Annotated in this window: 13 protein-coding genes; 6 read left to right on the top strand and 7 right to left on the bottom strand. The window is 56.5% G+C overall.

Annotated elements, in window-relative coordinates; translation table 11 throughout:
- The first annotated feature begins 113 nt into the window (after positions 1 to 113).
- The gene (gene mfd, locus M2407_RS05125) at positions 114 to 3,593 is read left to right on the top strand and encodes a transcription-repair coupling factor (protein WP_046373825.1); all 3,480 of its coding nucleotides are present in this window, start codon (positions 114 to 116) and stop codon (positions 3,591 to 3,593) included.
- A 30-nt stretch (positions 3,594 to 3,623) separates the two neighbouring features.
- Here mfd and M2407_RS05120 read toward each other — a convergent pair whose 3' ends face one another.
- Positions 3,624 to 4,724: a GGDEF domain-containing protein gene (locus M2407_RS05120; protein WP_130015576.1), complete on the bottom strand. Its 1,101-nt coding sequence runs from the start codon at positions 4,722 to 4,724 to the stop codon at positions 3,624 to 3,626.
- Positions 4,725 to 4,922: 198 nt separating this feature from the next.
- On the opposite strand from M2407_RS05120, the gene M2407_RS05115 reads away from it, so the two are divergent.
- Both M2407_RS05115 and dauA read left to right on the top strand, forming a co-directional pair.
- Positions 4,923 to 5,408: a heme-degrading domain-containing protein gene (locus M2407_RS05115; RefSeq protein ID WP_116690702.1), complete on the top strand. Its 486-nt coding sequence runs from the start codon at positions 4,923 to 4,925 to the stop codon at positions 5,406 to 5,408.
- 230 nt (positions 5,409 to 5,638) lie between these two features.
- Entirely contained in the window at positions 5,639 to 7,327 is a 1,689-nt protein-coding gene (gene dauA / locus M2407_RS05110; RefSeq protein WP_130015575.1) for a C4-dicarboxylic acid transporter DauA, read from the top strand.
- A gap of 84 nt (positions 7,328 to 7,411) precedes the next feature.
- Here the strand turns inward: dauA and kdsA are convergent, their stop codons facing one another.
- From kdsA to hemA, 6 genes are all read right to left on the bottom strand, one after another.
- The gene (kdsA, locus tag M2407_RS05105) at positions 7,412 to 8,266 is read right to left on the bottom strand and encodes a 3-deoxy-8-phosphooctulonate synthase (RefSeq protein ID WP_020826450.1); all 855 of its coding nucleotides are present in this window, start codon (positions 8,264 to 8,266) and stop codon (positions 7,412 to 7,414) included.
- Between the two features lie 73 nt (positions 8,267 to 8,339).
- On the bottom strand, positions 8,340 to 9,149 hold the full coding sequence (gene sirB1, locus M2407_RS05100; RefSeq protein ID WP_020826449.1) for an invasion regulator SirB1: 810 nt from the start codon (positions 9,147 to 9,149) through the stop codon (positions 8,340 to 8,342).
- Positions 9,146 to 9,544 (bottom strand): SirB2 family protein, encoded by a 399-nt coding sequence (locus M2407_RS05095; protein WP_046373829.1) that lies wholly within the window; start codon positions 9,542 to 9,544, stop codon positions 9,146 to 9,148. Before M2407_RS05095 ends, sirB1 begins: the two co-directional genes overlap by 4 nt.
- Before the next feature lie 13 nt (positions 9,545 to 9,557).
- Positions 9,558 to 10,430, bottom strand: a complete 873-nt coding sequence (prmC, locus tag M2407_RS05090) for a peptide chain release factor N(5)-glutamine methyltransferase (protein ID WP_259216920.1) — start codon at positions 10,428 to 10,430, stop codon at positions 9,558 to 9,560.
- On the bottom strand, positions 10,430 to 11,515 hold the full coding sequence (gene prfA / locus M2407_RS05085; protein WP_020826446.1) for a peptide chain release factor 1: 1,086 nt from the start codon (positions 11,513 to 11,515) through the stop codon (positions 10,430 to 10,432). The genes prmC and prfA overlap by 1 nt, the downstream gene beginning before the upstream one ends.
- 31 nt (positions 11,516 to 11,546) lie before the next feature.
- A complete protein-coding gene (hemA, locus tag M2407_RS05080; protein WP_037420462.1) occupies positions 11,547 to 12,809 on the bottom strand; it encodes a glutamyl-tRNA reductase in 1,263 nt (420 codons plus the stop codon).
- 714 nt (positions 12,810 to 13,523) lie between these two features.
- Between hemA and lolB the strand changes: the two genes are divergently transcribed.
- The 3 genes from lolB to prs all read left to right on the top strand — a co-directional run bounded on the left by lolB (position 13,524) and on the right by prs (position 16,130).
- Positions 13,524 to 14,147: a lipoprotein insertase outer membrane protein LolB gene (gene lolB, locus M2407_RS05075; RefSeq protein ID WP_020826445.1), complete on the top strand. Its 624-nt coding sequence runs from the start codon at positions 13,524 to 13,526 to the stop codon at positions 14,145 to 14,147.
- Complete coding sequence (gene ispE / locus M2407_RS05070) at positions 14,144 to 15,010, top strand: 4-(cytidine 5'-diphospho)-2-C-methyl-D-erythritol kinase (RefSeq protein ID WP_259216914.1); 867 nt, start codon at positions 14,144 to 14,146, stop codon at positions 15,008 to 15,010. The genes lolB and ispE overlap by 4 nt, the downstream gene beginning before the upstream one ends.
- 172 nt (positions 15,011 to 15,182) lie before the next feature.
- The gene (gene prs, locus M2407_RS05065; RefSeq protein WP_041414469.1) at positions 15,183 to 16,130 is read left to right on the top strand and encodes a ribose-phosphate diphosphokinase; all 948 of its coding nucleotides are present in this window, start codon (positions 15,183 to 15,185) and stop codon (positions 16,128 to 16,130) included.
- Positions 16,131 to 16,215 lie beyond the last annotated feature (85 nt).

Raw genomic sequence — 16,215 nt, 5'->3', positions numbered from 1 at the left:
GTTTCGCGCTTTTACCTATGTCAGTTTATGGCTCAGTGGGCTAGTATTACCGGGTAAAGGCGCGTTGTAATCTGTGCCGGGCGAAATTTAACACATTGATTAAAGATACCTTAATGAGCACCTCCGATAACCCTAACCGTTCTTCATCGTCATCCTCCCGTTATTCCCTGCCTGAACGCGCGGGCGATTTGCGCCAGTTGGGGCAACTGACCGGCTCGGCCTGCGCCGTGGAGTGCGCCGAGATCGTCGAACGTCATAACGGGCCGGTGATGTTGATCGCCCCGGACATGCAAAATGCCCTGCGGCTGCGCGATGAAATTCAGCAGTTTACCGACCAGATGGTAACCACCCTGTCCGACTGGGAAACCCTGCCTTACGACAGCTTCTCGCCGCATCAGGAAATCATCTCTGCCCGTCTGTCGAGCCTGTACCATCTGCCGACCATGGCCCGTGGCGTAATTATTCTGCCGGTCAATACCTTAATGCAGCGCGTTTGCCCGCACGAGTTTCTGCACGGCCACGCGCTGGTGATGAAAAAAGGCCAGCGCCTGTCACGCGACAAACTGCGCGCCCAACTGGAACAGGCCGGCTACCGCAGCGTCGATCAGGTGATGGAGCACGGTGAGTTCGCCACCCGCGGCGCGCTGCTCGACCTGTTCCCCATGGGCAGCGAAGAACCTTACCGCATCGATTTCTTCGACGATGAGATCGACAGCCTGCGCACCTTTGATGTCGACAACCAGCGTACGCTGAACGAAGTCGAGGCCATCAATCTGCTGCCGGCCCATGAATTCCCTACCGACAAAAACGCCATCGAACTGTTCCGCAGCCAGTGGCGCGAGCAGTTTGAGGTGCGCCGCGACGCCGAACATATTTATCAGCAGGTCAGCAAAGGCACCTGGCCGGCCGGTATCGAATACTGGCAACCGCTGTTCTTCAGCCAACCGCTGCCGTCACTGTTCAGCTACCTGCCGGAGAACACGCTGATCGTCAATACCGGCAATCTGGAAAACGCAGCCGATCGTTTCTGGCTGGACGTTAACCAACGCTACGAGAGCCGCCGGGTCGATCCTATGCGCCCACTGCTGGCGCCGCCAAGCCTATGGCTGCGGGTTGACGAGCTGTTTAGCGAATTGAAAGCCTGGCCACGTATGGCGCTGAAAACCGAAGAGCTGCCCGCCAAAGCCGGCAACACCAATCTGGATTATCGCACCCTGCCTGATCTGGCGGTGCAAGCCCAACAGAAAGCGCCGCTGGACAACCTGCGTCGTTTTACCGAAAGCTTCGACGGCAGCATCATTTTCTCGGTGGAAAGCGAAGGCCGCCGTGAAACGCTGCAGGATTTGCTCGGCCGCATCAAGCTCAGCACCGCCTTGATCCAGCATCTCGATCAGGCCGAGCCGGCGGGTCGCTACATGATGGTCGGCGCCTCCGAACGCGGCTTCCTCGACGGCATGCGCAACCGGGCGCTGATCTGCGAAAGCGATCTGCTCGGCGAGCGCGTTAGCCGCCGTCGCCAGGACAACCGTCGCACCATTAATACCGATGTGCTGATCCGCAACCTGGCGGAGCTGCACCCTGGCCAGCCTGTGGTGCACCTGGAGCACGGCGTCGGGCGTTACGTTGGCCTGACCACGCTGGAAGCCGGCGGCATCAAGGCCGAATACCTGATCCTGGCCTACGCCGGCGAAGACAAACTCTACGTGCCGGTCTCTTCATTGCATCTGATCAGCCGCTACGCCGGCGGTGCGGACGAAAACGCCCCGCTGCACAAGTTGGGTGGAGACGCCTGGACGCGCGCACGGCAAAAAGCCGCCGAACGGGTGCGGGACGTTGCGGCGGAACTGCTGGATATTTACGCACAGCGCGCGGCCAAAACCGGCTTCGCCTTTAAACATAACCGTGAGCAGTATCAGCTGTTCTGCCAAAGTTTCCCGTTTGAAACCACCCCAGATCAGGAGCAGGCAATCAACGCCGTGCTGAGCGACATGTGCCAACCCCTGGCCATGGATCGTCTGGTCTGTGGCGACGTCGGCTTCGGCAAAACCGAAGTGGCGATGCGTGCCGCCTTCCTGGCGGTAGAAAACGGCAAGCAGGTGGCGGTGTTGGTGCCAACCACCCTGCTGGCGCAGCAGCATTTTGACAACTTCCGCGACCGCTTCGCCACCTGGCCGATCCGCATCGAGATGATGTCGCGTTTCCGTAGCGCCAAAGAGCAGCAACAGGTGATGGACGATGCCGTCGACGGTAAGGTAGACATCATCATCGGTACCCACAAACTGCTGCAGAGCGATCTGCGCTGGAAAGATTTGGGGCTGCTGATCGTCGATGAAGAACACCGCTTCGGCGTTCGCCACAAAGAGCGCATCAAGGCGATGCGTGCCGATGTGGATATTCTGACGCTCACCGCGACGCCAATCCCGCGTACGTTGAATATGGCGATGAGCGGCATGCGTGACCTGTCGATTATCGCTACCCCACCGGCGCGCCGTTTGGCGGTGAAAACCTTCGTGCGTGAATACGACAGCCTGGTGGTGCGCGAGGCTATCCTGCGTGAAGTGCTGCGCGGCGGTCAGGTTTATTATCTGTATAACGACGTGGAAAATATCGAGAAGGCGGCGGAAAAACTGGCTGAGCTGGTGCCAGAAGCGCGTATCGCCATTGGCCACGGCCAGATGCGCGAACGTGATTTGGAACGGGTGATGAACGATTTCCACCACCAGCGCTTTAACGTACTGGTCTGTACCACCATTATCGAAACCGGTATCGATATTCCCAGCGCCAATACCATTATCATCGAACGCGCCGATCGTTTCGGGCTGGCGCAACTGCATCAGTTGCGCGGTCGCGTCGGACGTTCTCACCATCAGGCCTATGCTTATTTGCTGACGCCAAATCCGAAAGCCATGAGCACCGACGCGCATAAGCGGCTGGAGGCCATCGCGTCACTGGAAGACCTGGGCGCCGGTTTTGCCCTGGCTACCCACGATCTGGAGATCCGCGGCGCGGGCGAATTGCTGGGTGAAGATCAGAGCGGCCAGATGACCACCGTCGGCTTTTCGCTGTACATGGAACTGTTGGAAAGCGCGGTGGATGCACTCAAACACGGGCGCGAACCTTCGCTGGAAGATCTTACCAGCAACCAGACCGAGGTGGAGCTGCGCATGCCGGCCCTGCTGCCAGATGACTATATCCCAGACGTCAACACGCGCCTGTCGTTCTACAAACGCATCGCCAGCGCGAAAAACGACGCCGAGCTGGAAGAGTTGAAAGTGGAGTTGATCGACCGTTTCGGCCTGCTGCCTGATGCGGCGCGCAACCTGCTGCAAAGTGCGGCGCTGCGTCAACATGCACAGAAGCTGGGGATCAAGCGCATCGAAGGTAATGAGCGCGGTGGTTTTATCGAGTTTGGTGAGAAGAATCGGGTCGATCCGGGCTATTTGATTGGCCTGTTGCAAAGCAACCCGCAGATCTATCGCCTGGATGGGCCGACCAAGCTGAAGTTTATGCTGGACCTGACCGACCGCCAGAAACGCCTTAAGTTTACCGAGGAACTGCTGACCGCATTCCGCGAACATACTCTGGCGGCCTGACCTATCCCCCTCCTGAACCTTCAGGAGGGGTTATTCCTGCCGAAAACCAGCACCCAGCGGGGCAAGCTGCATCAGCCTGCTGCAGACCACCCGATTTTTCCCCTGCCGCTTGGCGTCATACAGCGCCTCATCCGTGACCTCTATTGCCTTGTCCAACGCCATGCCGGGCAGGTATAACGACGCACCGATAGAAACCGTGATACGTGCCTCGACGTCTTCATCCAGCAAAAATAACGTCGTTTCCACGCTGCGTCGTATGCGCTCCGCCACACCGCCAATCACCGTCGGATCATAACTGGCGGTGATCACGATAAATTCCTCACCGCCATAACGACCGACGAAATCCTCACTGCGCACGCTGCTTTGCAACAGTTGTCCGACGCGAGCCAGCAGCAGGTCGCCGGCCAAATGGCCGTAGGTGTCGTTGATTCGTTTGAAATTATCCAGATCGAGGATCATCAACCCGCAGGGGCTGCGCTCCGCCTGCTGCTGGATGAGTCGATAGTCTACACTGGCGCGATTATTGATATGGGTGAGGCTGTCGGTGGTGGCTTTATCACGCATAGAGAAATAAGCGTGGATATGGCGCTCTTTGAAATTCAGCCCGTGGAAGCATATTGCCAGACACAGGGCCGAGACCGCCTGATACAACAACACATCTCCCCATAGCGCGCGTATATCTGCCAATAACCAGACCACTCCGATACGGTACAGCGCAATGATGCCAATGGTGAGATAAAACACCCGATTCGACTTTCTCAACCACACACGCGACAACAGCAATGGAATGATGATCGAGCCGATAAACAGATTATCGACGGTCAAGCCTCCCGTAAATACCAGCGACATCAGGTAGCAGACCAGTCCACTGACCGCCCCGCCATAAAAGGTCACCAGTATCATCGGGATCATGGCAAAACTGAAATGCAGGTTACCGCTCAACTCCAGCCGGTCCTGATTGAGAAACAGCACCGCCAGCCCGGCAAGCAGGCCAAAGACTATACGCCTCCATCCTTCGGACTGATAAGAAAAAGGCGCATTTTTACTGAGGGCAAAATAGCTGACGGACAGCGTGGCATAGGTAATGCAGGCGTCACTATACAGGGTGGGTATTGACGCGACGTAAGTCATAAATATTCGATAGGCTCCACGGAATCGACAGGGGGATTTAGCGACGAATTTTGAGCATTCCCTGTCTCATCCATTTCGGCATCGTACATATTATTACTCAGGTTAATAATAGATTAGCAGTTCTATGTTATTTCCAAGGTATCTATCCCATAAATTCTGTTCAGGATAATCTGTTGGCAACCAATAAAGGGGGCGACCATGAATATCGATGATGACTTGCATGTGCTTAGCGAACAAGAAACCGCGTTGACCTTCAGCCATTTTGACCATAACACCGCCTGGGAGCTGGGCTCTGCATTGAAATCAGCGGCCGAACAGCGCCGCCTGTCGATCGCCATTGAGATCCAGCTCGCGGGGCAAACGCTGTTTTATTACGCCATGCCCGGCACTACCCCCGATATCGCCGATTGGGTACGGCGCAAACGCAATGTGGTGAAGCACTTCCACAAGAGCTCTTACGCGATTGGCCTGCGCCTGCAGCAACGACAATCGACCCTGGAAGAACGCTATGGCCTGAGCGTCAGCGATTACTCGGCACACGGTGGCGCCTTCCCGATCAATCTTGGTGGCGTGGGCTGCATCGGCACCATCAGCATTTCCGGCTCACCCCAGTTGGAAGATCACAATCTGTTGGTCGGCACCCTGGCGCATTTTCTCGGATTATCCCTACCGGCGGTTCACTAAGCGGTATAACCTGGCCTATTCTTTCTGCGCAGGCCGCCTGACCCGCGGCCTGTCTGTAACTTGTCATTTATCCCGTCCCTGAAAGAGTATAAGTCTGATTTTCCGAAGTGCATTGATGTATATCTAGGAATCGCCGTCACAACAGGCGTATGGTGTCTATCAGCTATTCGAGACGGACCGCATCCGGCCCGCCATTCCGTTCTCTTTTATAGACTTGGTTTACACCTCAGATGAAAACGCATGAAATTAACGGCATCAGGCCGTTCAGCGCGCTGATTGATGCCTGTTGGCGAGATCCTTATTCCCTGCAACGCCTGCTAAAAGACGCCATCGCCGGCGTCACCGTCGGTATTATCGCCATCCCGTTGGCAATGGCACTGGCAATTGCCAGCGGCGTTCCCCCCCAATATGGACTCTATACGTCGGCGGTTGCCGGGATTGTCATTGCCATCAGCGGCGGCTCGCGCTACAGCGTTTCCGGGCCTACCGCCGCGTTTGTGGTGATCCTCTATCCGGTGTCGCAGCAGTTCGGCCTTTCAGGCCTGCTGATCGCCACCCTGCTTTCCGGACTGTTTTTGGTCATCATGGGACTGGCGCGTTTCGGCCGCCTGATTGAGTACATTCCCCTGTCGGTGACGCTGGGCTTTACCTCCGGTATCGCCATCACCATTGCTACCATGCAGGTGAAGGATTTCTTTGGCCTGCAAATGGCGGTGGTGCCGGAACACTATGTGGGTAAGGTTTACGCCCTGCTGCAGGCGCTGCCGACGCTGGACGTCGGCGACACCCTGATCGGCGCAGTGACCCTATTGATCCTTATCTTCTGGCCCAAGCTCGGCCTGCGGGTACCGGGCCATTTACCCGCACTGCTGGCGGGTACCGCGGTTATGGGTATTCTGGCGCTGTTTGACCACCCGGTTGCGACCATCGGCTCGCGATTCAGCTATCTGCTGGCCGACGGCACCCACGGCCAGGGCATACCGCCCATTCTGCCGCAGCTGATGCTGCCGTGGGATTTACCGGCCGGTGACGGCAAGCCTATGGCGCTGAGCTGGCAAACACTCTCCGCCCTGCTGCCGGCTGCCTTCTCCATGGCGATGCTCGGGGCCATAGAATCCCTGCTGTGCGCGGTAGTGCTGGACGGGATGACCGGCAAGAAGCACAACTCCAATACCGAACTTATCGGCCAGGGTGCGGGCAACATCATTGCGCCTTTCTTCGGCGGCATTACCGCCACCGCGGCCATTGCGCGCTCTGCCGCCAACGTACGCGCCGGTGCCACCTCCCCGGTATCGGCCATCATCCATGCGTTGTTGGTACTGCTGGCGTTACTGGTGCTGGCGCCGTGGTTGTCCTGGCTGCCGCTGGCTGCAATGGCGTCGCTGTTGCTAATGGTGGCCTGGAATATGAGCGAGGCGCACAAGGTGGTTTATCTGCTGCGGCGAGCGCCGAAAGACGACATTCTGGTGATGCTGCTGTGCATGTCGCTGACGGTGCTGTTCGATATGGTGATCGCCATTACCGTAGGCATTGTGCTGGCCTCGCTGCTGTTTATGCGCCGCATTGCGCGCATGACGCGCCTGAGCGAACTGAGTGCCGACAACGGCCGATTGGTGCTGCGGGTGAATGGCCCGCTGTTCTTCGCCGCCGCCGAGCGTATTTTTAACGAGCTACTGGTGCGCAGCGAAAGTTATGACGTGATCGTCTTGCAGTGGGATGCGGTGCCGGTATTGGATGCCGGGGGACTGGATGCCTTGCAACGCTTTATCGAAGCCCTGCCGGCCGGCAAACAGTTGGCAATCACCGACATGCCTTTCCAGCCGTTGAAAACGCTGGCAAGGGCACGGATACAGCCGATTGAGGGGAAACTGCATTTCTACGCGACGCTGCCTGAAGCGCTTGCAGCGCTCGATGCCTGAAAAACAAAAAGCCCGACGAATCGGGCTTTAAACCATAGCGGGCGCAGTATGCTGCGCCCCTACAAATAACAGCTGTGAAAATGTTTAGTTGCTGGTGTCCAGCTCTGGGAAGCTCTTCACCAGGTCGTCGATGGCTTTCATCTGCACCAGGAACGGCTCCAGCTTGTCCAGCGGCAACGCGGACGGGCCGTCACATTTGGCGCTGTTTGGCTCTGGGTGCGCTTCGATGAACAGACCTGCCAGGCCAACCGCCATACCGGCACGCGCCAGTTCGGCAACCTGCGCCCGACGGCCGCCAGAAGCTGCGCCGAAGGGATCGCGAGTCTGCAGAGCATGGGTCACGTCAAAGATCACCGGATGGCCGCCCGTCACGTTTTTCATAACGTTGATGCCAAGCATGTCGACCACCAGGTTATCGTAACCAAAGTTACTGCCGCGATCGCACAGGATCACCTGATCGTTGCCGCCTTCCTTGAATTTGTCGACGATATTGCCCATTTGGCCCGGGCTGACGAACTGTGGCTTCTTGACGTTGATCACCGCACCGGTTTTCGCCATCGCTTCCACCAGGTCAGTCTGACGCGCCAGGAATGCAGGCAGTTGGATCACGTCAACCACTTCGGACACCGGCTGAGCCTGTGACGCTTCGTGAACGTCGGTAATGATTTTCACGCCGAAGGTTTTTTTGATTTCTTCGAAGATCTTCATCCCCTCTTCCAGGCCTGGGCCGCGGTAGGAGTGGATAGAAGAACGGTTGGCTTTATCAAAAGAGGCTTTGAAAACGTAAGGGATGCCCAGTTTTTGCGTCACGGTGACGTAGTGTTCACAGATGCGCATCGCCAGATCGCGCGATTCCAGCACGTTCATACCGCCAAACAGCACAAACGGCAGGTCGTTCGCTACGTCGATGTCACCAATGCTAACCACTTTCTGTTTCATGCTTTCGCCTTTATTGAAGTTACCCGTCGTGCCGCAGGCCTTGGCCTGTCGCGTTCAGGGCATAGTAAATGAATTAATGCAGCGTGACCTGTTTCGGTTCAATCGAGTGGATCTGTACCTTGATCACTTCGCTGACTGGGTCTTCAGGACACTGTTCGACAAAATAGTTAAGATCGGAAATCGCGATATGGTTGCATTCCAACTGGGCGTAAATCAGCCCGCGGTCACGGATTTCGTAAGGGTCTTCCGGATCGAAGCACAACACCGTTTCGCTGGCGCGCAGCGCCATTTCCATCTGTTTTTCTTCCATCAGGGCGGCTTTGAGCGTATCCAACATCTTACGCACCACCATGACGTTTTCTGACTCATCGAGATCGTCGTCTTCCAGTTCGGCGCCCAGACCCAGGTTGCCCTTGATCCACACTTCCAACTGATGTTCGTTCAGCGTCTCGCCGTTCAATGGATTGATCAACCACATCTCTTCGTCCAGCCAGTCTGCCCGCAGGATCAGTTGAGTGGGGAAAATAACCGGCAGCAGCGGTAAATCCAGATGAGCGGCGATATGCAGGAAAATGGTGCCGAGCGAAACCGGCGTGCCCTGACGACCTTCCAGCACCTTGTCGAGCCAAATAGCGTCGGACAGGCGATACACGCCGCTGGCGCCGCCAAAACCCCAGGTTTTGAAGAACAATTCAATGAGTGCGTCCAGTTGCTGTTCCTGGCTGAGATCCTGCGGCACGGCCGCACGCGCTTCGTCGACCAGCTGTTGCAGCTTGCGTTCGACCTCAGCGGCGGGGAAATCACGCCGCACGGACTGCGATACCAGGATCACGCCCTCGCTCAGCAGCGAGGTGTTAAATTCAAAATCAGCAATACTACTCATAAGTATCCCATCAGAAAGGGTATTTTCGTCGTGGCAAGTTTAATTATCAGGTACAAACAGCCCAATGCCAGCACAAACGCCAGAGTGCGCAGGTTCTGGTTTTTGGTCTTCTTGCCCAATGCGACGTAGCCAAGCAGGATATAGATAATAACGCCAAACAGCTTCTCGGTCAGCCACGAGTCCATACCCAACAGCGGATATAACTTGAACATCACCACCAGCGCGATGCCGCTGACGAACAACACCGTATCATTTATATGCGGGGTTATCTTCACCCAACGTTTGTTCATCATAGCCGAATTGCGCCATTTCCAGAAGAAACGCAATACAAACAAGACAATACTGATGGTGACCGTCAACAAATGCAGATGTTTTAACGCCGAGTAGACTGCCATATCGCTTCCTTATTTAATCGCTGTGTGCTTCGTTATTGTTGGTTTTCAGTGATTGCTGCGGCCATTGGCCAAAGGTGACGCGATCGTTACCGCCATAATCGCGTCGGGTATCGATCGAAATAAAACCGGCGGCCTGCAGCAGTGCGCGTACGCTTTCTCCCTGCTGCCAGCCATGTTCAAGCAGCAGCCAGCCCTGTGATTGCAGGTGGTACGGCGCCTGCTGCACGATAGCGGACAAATCCGCCAGCCCCTGCTGTGGCGCCACCAGCGCGCTACTTGGCTCAAAACGTACGTCGCCCTGTGCCAAATGCGGGTCGGCGGCGTCGATATAAGGAGGGTTGCTGGCGATCAGAGCAAAAGTTTCTCCGACCAGTGGGGCAAACCAACTGCCCTGAAGGAACTGCGCGTTGCCGATCGACAGCTTCTGCGCATTGTGCCGGGCCAACGCCACCGCTTCCGGCTGTAAATCCACGCCGGTCACTTTGCAGTCTGGGCGTTCGCTGGCTAACGCCAGGGCGATGGCGCCGGTACCGGTACCGAGATCGAGAATGGCGCAAGGGGATGAGGGCAAAAGCTCCAGCGCCAACTCCACCAGGCATTCAGTGTCCGGACGCGGGATCAGGGTGGCGGGCGATACCGACAGCGGCAACGACCAAAATTCGCGCTCGCCAATCAGATAAGCTACCGGCTCACCGCTTTCACGGCGCGCCAACAATCTCTCCAACTGATCTTGCTCTTGCGGCGTCAGCACGGTTTCGCCAAACGCCATCAGGAAAGTTCTGGCCCGGCCGGTCACGAAACCCAGCAGGATTTCCGCATCGCGTCGGGCGCTTTCACTCTGCGTCAGGCGGGCAACCGCCGCCTTCAGCCAGGATTGATAGTCCATTACTCCTGCTCGGCGGACAGCGCTGCAAGCTGGTCGGCCTGGTATTCCTGCACAATCGGCTGGATCAGCATGTCGAGCTTGCCTTCCATCACCTCGTCCAGACGGTACAGCGTCAGGTTGATGCGGTGGTCAGTGACACGCCCCTGCGGGAAGTTATAGGTGCGGTTGCGGTCTGAACGATCGCCACTGCCCAGCAGGTTACGACGGGTTGAAGCTTCCGCCTGCTGGCGCTTGGCCATTTCTGCTGCACGGATACGCGCCCCCAACACCGCCATCGCTTTGGCTTTGTTCTTGTGCTGTGAGCGCTCGTCCTGACACTCCACCACAATGCCGGTCGGCAAGTGGGTAATACGGATCGCCGAGTCGGTGGTGTTAACGTGCTGACCACCTGCGCCTGAGGAACGGAAGGTGTCAATTTTCAGATCGCCCGCGTTGATCTCCGGCAGTTCAGCCTCCGGTATTTCCGGCATCACTGCCACGGTGCACGCGGAGGTATGAATACGTCCCTGCGACTCGGTTTCCGGCACGCGTTGTACGCGATGACCGCCGGATTCAAATTTGAGCTGGCCGTAAACACCGTCGCCAGAAACCTTGGCAATCACTTCTTTATAACCACCATGCTCGCCTTCGTTGGCGCTCATGATCTCAACGCGCCAGCGGCGCATTTCGGCATAGCGGCTGTACATGCGGAACAGGTCACCGGCGAAAATCGCCGCTTCGTCGCCGCCGGTTCCGGCGCGCACCTCCAGGAAACAACCGCGCTCGTCATCCGGATCTTTCGGCAACAGCAGCAGTTGCAGCTGCTGTTCCAGCTCTTCCGTCGCGGCCTTGGCCTGTTTCAACTCTTCCTGCGCCATTTCACGCATTTCCGGATCGTCCAGCATCATTTCCGCCGTAGCCAGATCGTCCTGCACCTGACGCCATTCCAGGAAACAGCGGCTGACATCGGTCAACTGTGCATATTCGCGCGACAGCGCACGGAACCGATCCTGCTCGGCAATAACGCCGGCATCGCCGAGCAGCGCCTGCACTTCTTCATGGCGCTCTTGTAACGCTTCCAGTTTGGCAACAATAGAAGGCTTCATGCGTGGTATTAAACCCTGTTAAAAGAGAAAACTAATGCTGATCCAGCCCGAGGCTGTCGCGTAATAATTGCAACCGCTCCACGTCGCCATCGCCGGCGGCCTGCTGGAGGGATTTGGTAGGGGCATGAATAAGACGATTGGTCAGCCGATGGGCCAGCTCGTGGATAACCTGCTCCACGTCGGCGCCCTGCGCAATCGCGGCCAGGGCTTTGGCTTCCATTTCCGCACGGATCTGATCGGCCTGCGAGCGGTAGTCGCGGATGGTTTCCACTGCGCCCTGCGAGCGCAGCCAGGCCATAAAGTTGGTGCTTTCCTGCTGAACGATCGATTCCGCCTGCACCGCCGCGGCTTTGCGCTGCGCCAGGTTGCTTTGAATGATGGCGTGCAGATCGTCCACGCTGTACAGATAGGCGTTGGCCAGCTTGCCCACTTCCGGTTCGATATCACGCGGTACGGCGATATCCACCAGCAGCATCGGCTGGTTGCGACGTGCTTTCAGCGCGCGCTCCACCATCCCTTTACCGATGATCGGCAGCGGGCTGGCGGTAGAACTGATGATGATATCGGCGTCCGCCAGGCGTTCGTCGATTTCCGGTAATGTGATCACTTCCGCGCCAACTTCGTCCGCCAGCAATTGCGCACGTTCGCGGGTACGGTTGGCAATAATCATATGCCGTACCTTGTGCTCGCGCAGATGGCGCGCCACCAGTTCAATGGTTTCACCGGCGCCCACTAGCAGCACGTTCAATTCGGCAAGTGATTCGAAGATTTGGCGCGCCAACGTACAGGCTGCAAAGGCCACGGACACCGCGCTGGCACCGATTTCTGTTTCGGTACGTACGCGTTTGGCGACAGAGAAGGATTTTTGGAACAGCCGTTCAAGCTCACCGGAAAGCGACTGGCCGCGTTGCGATTCGGCAAAGGCTTTTTTCACCTGACCGAGGATCTGCGGTTCACCCAACACCAGCGAATCCAGCCCGCTGGCTACGCGCATGAGATGGCTGACGGCGTCGTTGCCGTGGTGCCAGTACAGGCTTTTGCTCACTTCTTCCGGGCGCAGATGGTGGTATTCACACAGCCAGGCAACCAGCTGTTCATGAATATGTTCCTGTTGTTCCACGCTAAGATAAAGTTCAGTGCGGTTACAGGTAGACAACACGACACCGCCCTGCACCAACGGTTGTTGGAGCAAGCTGGTTAGCGCCTGTTCGATAGACTCTGGGGAGAAGGTCACCCTTTCACGCAGAGAAACCGGAGCGGTTTTGTGATTTATACCTAACGCCAGCAGGGTCATTGCTTCGAGTAATACTTCTTTTGGTACGGGTTCTCGTTGAACGGCATTCTACTTGATGCGCGGGCTCAATAAAAGTAACAACCGCATCTTCCGTTCAATCGCTGAAATAGTCAGCATCAATCGATAAATCGCTAATAAATACAGCGGGATGACTATTAATTCGACGACATAACATACTGAATTTTAGTGCAGTATGCGATATTCCGCACAGTATTCAGCAATAACGACAACCCCTAAGCCGCCAGGCGGCGATCAAATATCCGGCGTTTACCAACCTAAAGTGCCGCAACGAAAGGTGGGATCCAAAAGAAAAGAGACCTGTTGGCAAAAAACATGCTTTGCCTGAAGATAAAAAAATGCCGCGCCCGCGAAGCATAACAGCGAAATAACAATGCGTACTGACAGCTTCATGACCTTGTATTCTCCTCCGGCGATAAACTATTGCAGCATACCGCTAGCAACCTCAACTAAACGCCAACGGCCTCCGCCCAACCAGAGAGATATTCTTGTGCCCACAGCGGCAGGGTTGGGTGATTGTGTTAATCTTATGTGCAAACGCAGCGCATCCCCCCGAGGCTAACAGCGGTGACAAAGCCGGGCAGATTCAAAGCGATGCAGCAAAAAATTGACGCGCCGGCGCGGCCCCGCTAGCGTAAACGCTAATACCAAGGTCTCGCTGTGCGTGCCCGTAAGGAAAAAGGACAAGAGAAAGTTATGCCAATCCGCAAAGTTAGTTTGCTACGCCTGATCCCGCTGGCCAGCCTGGTGCTGGCTGCCTGTACCACCACCAAACCCAGCGGCCCGGCCACCAGCCCGACATCACCGCAATGGCGCGCCCATGAGCAAGCGGTGCAACAGCTTGAGCAGTATCAGACCCGGGGCTCTTTCGCCTACCTGTCCGATCAGAAAAAAGTCTACGCGCGCTTCTTCTGGCAGCAGTATTCGTCTGATCGTTACCGCCTGCTGCTGACCAACCCACTTGGCAGCACCGAGCTTGATCTCAACGTGCAGAAAAATGTGGTGCAGTTGACCGACAATCAGGGCAAACGCTATGTCAGCGACAATGCCGAAGAGATGATCCGCAAACTGACCGGTATGGCAATCCCGCTGGATAACCTGCGCCAATGGATGCTCGGCCTGCCGGGTGAAGCCAACGACTTCAAGCTGGATGACCAGTATCGCCTGAACTCGCTGACCTACCAGCAAGGCGGACAGACCTGGACCGTTGACTACCAGGACTACAACAACAGCCTGCAACCGCAGTTGCCAAGCCGACTTGAGCTGAAACAGGGTGACCAGCGCATCAAACTGAAAATGGATAATTGGACGCTCAAATGATCCGTCAGTGGCCATCGCCAGCTAAACTTAATTTGTTTTTATACATTACCGGCCAACGTGAAGACGGCTATCACCTGTTGCAGACGCTGTTTCAGTTTCTGGATTACGGCGACACGCTGACCATCGATGTGCGACAGGATGACCGTATTCACCTGCTGACCCCGGTGGCGGGCGTGCCGGATGAAGAAAACCTGATTGTCCGCGCCGCACGTCTGCTGCAACAGTATTGCGAGCGCCATGGACTGGATACCGCGCCACGGGGTGCCGACATCAGCATCGAAAAGCGGCTGCCGATGGGCGGCGGGCTGGGCGGTGGCTCCTCCAACGCCGCTACGGTGCTGGTTGCGCTGAATGAACTGTGGCGCTGCGGTTTGAGCGACGACCAGCTTGCAGAACTGGGGCTGGCGCTCGGTGCCGACGTCCCTGTCTTCGTGCGTGGCCATGCAGCGTTCGCCGAAGGCATCGGTGAGCGTTTGCAGCCGGCCAACCCGCAGGAAAAATGGTATTTGGTGGCGCATCCGGGGGTCAGCATCCCTACCCCGGCAATTTTTGGCGATGCGGAATTAAAAAGAGACACCCCGGTTCGTCCGTTAAGTGTGCTGTTACAGGCAACTTACGCAAATGATTGCGAACCTATAGCAAGAAAACGTTTTCGCGAGGTTGAACAGCTTGTTTCTTGGCTGTTAGAATACGCGCCGTCACGCCTGACTGGCACAGGTGCTTGTGTGTTTGCTGAATTCGACACAGAAACCGCCGCCCGTCAGGTGTTAAATCAAGCCCCGGAGTGGATACGTGGTTTTGTAGCGCGTGGCGTTAACGTCTCTCCACTACATCGCATCCGTTCCGGGCAGATGAAACCGTAGTTCTCGTTTCGCTGCGCAGGGTCATTCACACCTGGCCCTGTAATCCCTGCGCCGCTTCGGTTTCACGTTGTTTTTTTACACACCCGTATGATATTGCGCCGGCGTCGCTAACTGCCCTTAGCGAAGGCCGAATGACAATATCTTCTCTGGACGCATGCCTGAGGTTCTTCTCGTGCCTGATATGAAGCTTTTTGCTGGTAACGCCACCCCGGAACTAGCACAACGTATTGCCAACCGTTTGTACACCAGCCTTGGTGACGCCGCAGTAGGTCGTTTTAGCGACGGCGAAGTGAGCGTGCAAATCAACGAAAATGTACGCGGCGGTGATATTTTCATCATCCAGTCCACCTGTGCCCCTACCAACGACAACCTGATGGAACTGGTCGTTATGGTAGATGCCCTGCGTCGCGCCTCCGCAGGTCGTATTACTGCTGTTATCCCTTACTTCGGTTATGCCCGCCAGGATCGCCGCGTGCGTTCTGCTCGTGTGCCAATCACGGCCAAAGTTGTAGCCGATTTCCTCTCCAGTGTAGGGGTTGACCGCGTTTTGACGGTGGATCTGCACGCTGAACAGATCCAAGGCTTCTTCGATGTTCCGGTAGATAACGTGTTCGGTAGCCCGATCCTGCTGGAAGACATGCTGCAACAGAATCTGGAGAACCCAATCGTGGTTTCCCCAGACATCGGCGGCGTAGTGCGCGCCCGCGCAATCGCCAAACTGCTGAACGACACTGATATGGCTATCATCGATAAACGCCGCCCGCGCGCGAACGTTTCTCAGGTGATGCACATCATTGGTGACGTAGCAGGCCGTGACTGTGTACTGGTTGACGATATGATCGATACCGGCGGTACCTTATGTAAAGCGGCTGAAGCGTTGAAAGAACGCGGTGCCAAGCGCGTATTTGCCTACGCGACGCACCCGATCTTCTCCGGTAACGCCGTGGAAAACATCCGCAACTCGGTAATTGATGAAGTGATTGTCTGCGACACCATTCCGCTGTCTCCAGAAATCAAGGCCCTGAAAAACGTACGCACTCTGACGCTGTCTGGCATGCTGGCTGAAGCCATCCGCCGTATCAGCAACGAAGAGTCAATTTCTGCGATGTTCGAGCATTAATCAGTTCTCTTTTCGGTGCGGCGCCCTGCCGTACCGAAGGGATTGATGGCCCGAAAGCAGAAAAAGAAAAACCCGTTGGTGCATA

Origin of the sequence: Serratia sp. BIGb0234, from assembly GCF_024809915.1 — a bacterium.
Lineage (GTDB): Bacteria > Pseudomonadota > Gammaproteobacteria > Enterobacterales > Enterobacteriaceae > Serratia > Serratia liquefaciens.
Note: the sequence above shows the minus strand (reverse complement) of the source record. Positions and strands in the feature narration are given on the sequence as shown.

Excerpts from the sequence above, each read along its gene's own strand:
- mfd (WP_046373825.1), top strand. The coding sequence starts at position 114 with ATGAGCACCTCCGATAACCCTAACCGTTCTTCATCGTCATCCTCCCGT.
- M2407_RS05120 (WP_130015576.1), bottom strand. The coding sequence starts at position 4,724 with ATGACTTACGTCGCGTCAATACCCACCCTGTATAGTGACGCCTGCATT.
- M2407_RS05115 (WP_116690702.1), top strand. The coding sequence starts at position 4,923 with ATGAATATCGATGATGACTTGCATGTGCTTAGCGAACAAGAAACCGCG.
- dauA (WP_130015575.1), top strand. The coding sequence starts at position 5,639 with ATGAAAACGCATGAAATTAACGGCATCAGGCCGTTCAGCGCGCTGATT.
- kdsA (WP_020826450.1), bottom strand. The coding sequence starts at position 8,266 with ATGAAACAGAAAGTGGTTAGCATTGGTGACATCGACGTAGCGAACGAC.
- sirB1 (WP_020826449.1), bottom strand. The coding sequence starts at position 9,149 with ATGAGTAGTATTGCTGATTTTGAATTTAACACCTCGCTGCTGAGCGAG.
- M2407_RS05095 (WP_046373829.1), bottom strand. The coding sequence starts at position 9,544 with ATGGCAGTCTACTCGGCGTTAAAACATCTGCATTTGTTGACGGTCACC.
- prmC (WP_259216920.1), bottom strand. The coding sequence starts at position 10,430 with ATGGACTATCAATCCTGGCTGAAGGCGGCGGTTGCCCGCCTGACGCAG.
- prfA (WP_020826446.1), bottom strand. The coding sequence starts at position 11,515 with ATGAAGCCTTCTATTGTTGCCAAACTGGAAGCGTTACAAGAGCGCCAT.
- hemA (WP_037420462.1), bottom strand. The coding sequence starts at position 12,809 with ATGACCCTGCTGGCGTTAGGTATAAATCACAAAACCGCTCCGGTTTCT.
- lolB (WP_020826445.1), top strand. The coding sequence starts at position 13,524 with ATGCCAATCCGCAAAGTTAGTTTGCTACGCCTGATCCCGCTGGCCAGC.
- ispE (WP_259216914.1), top strand. The coding sequence starts at position 14,144 with ATGATCCGTCAGTGGCCATCGCCAGCTAAACTTAATTTGTTTTTATAC.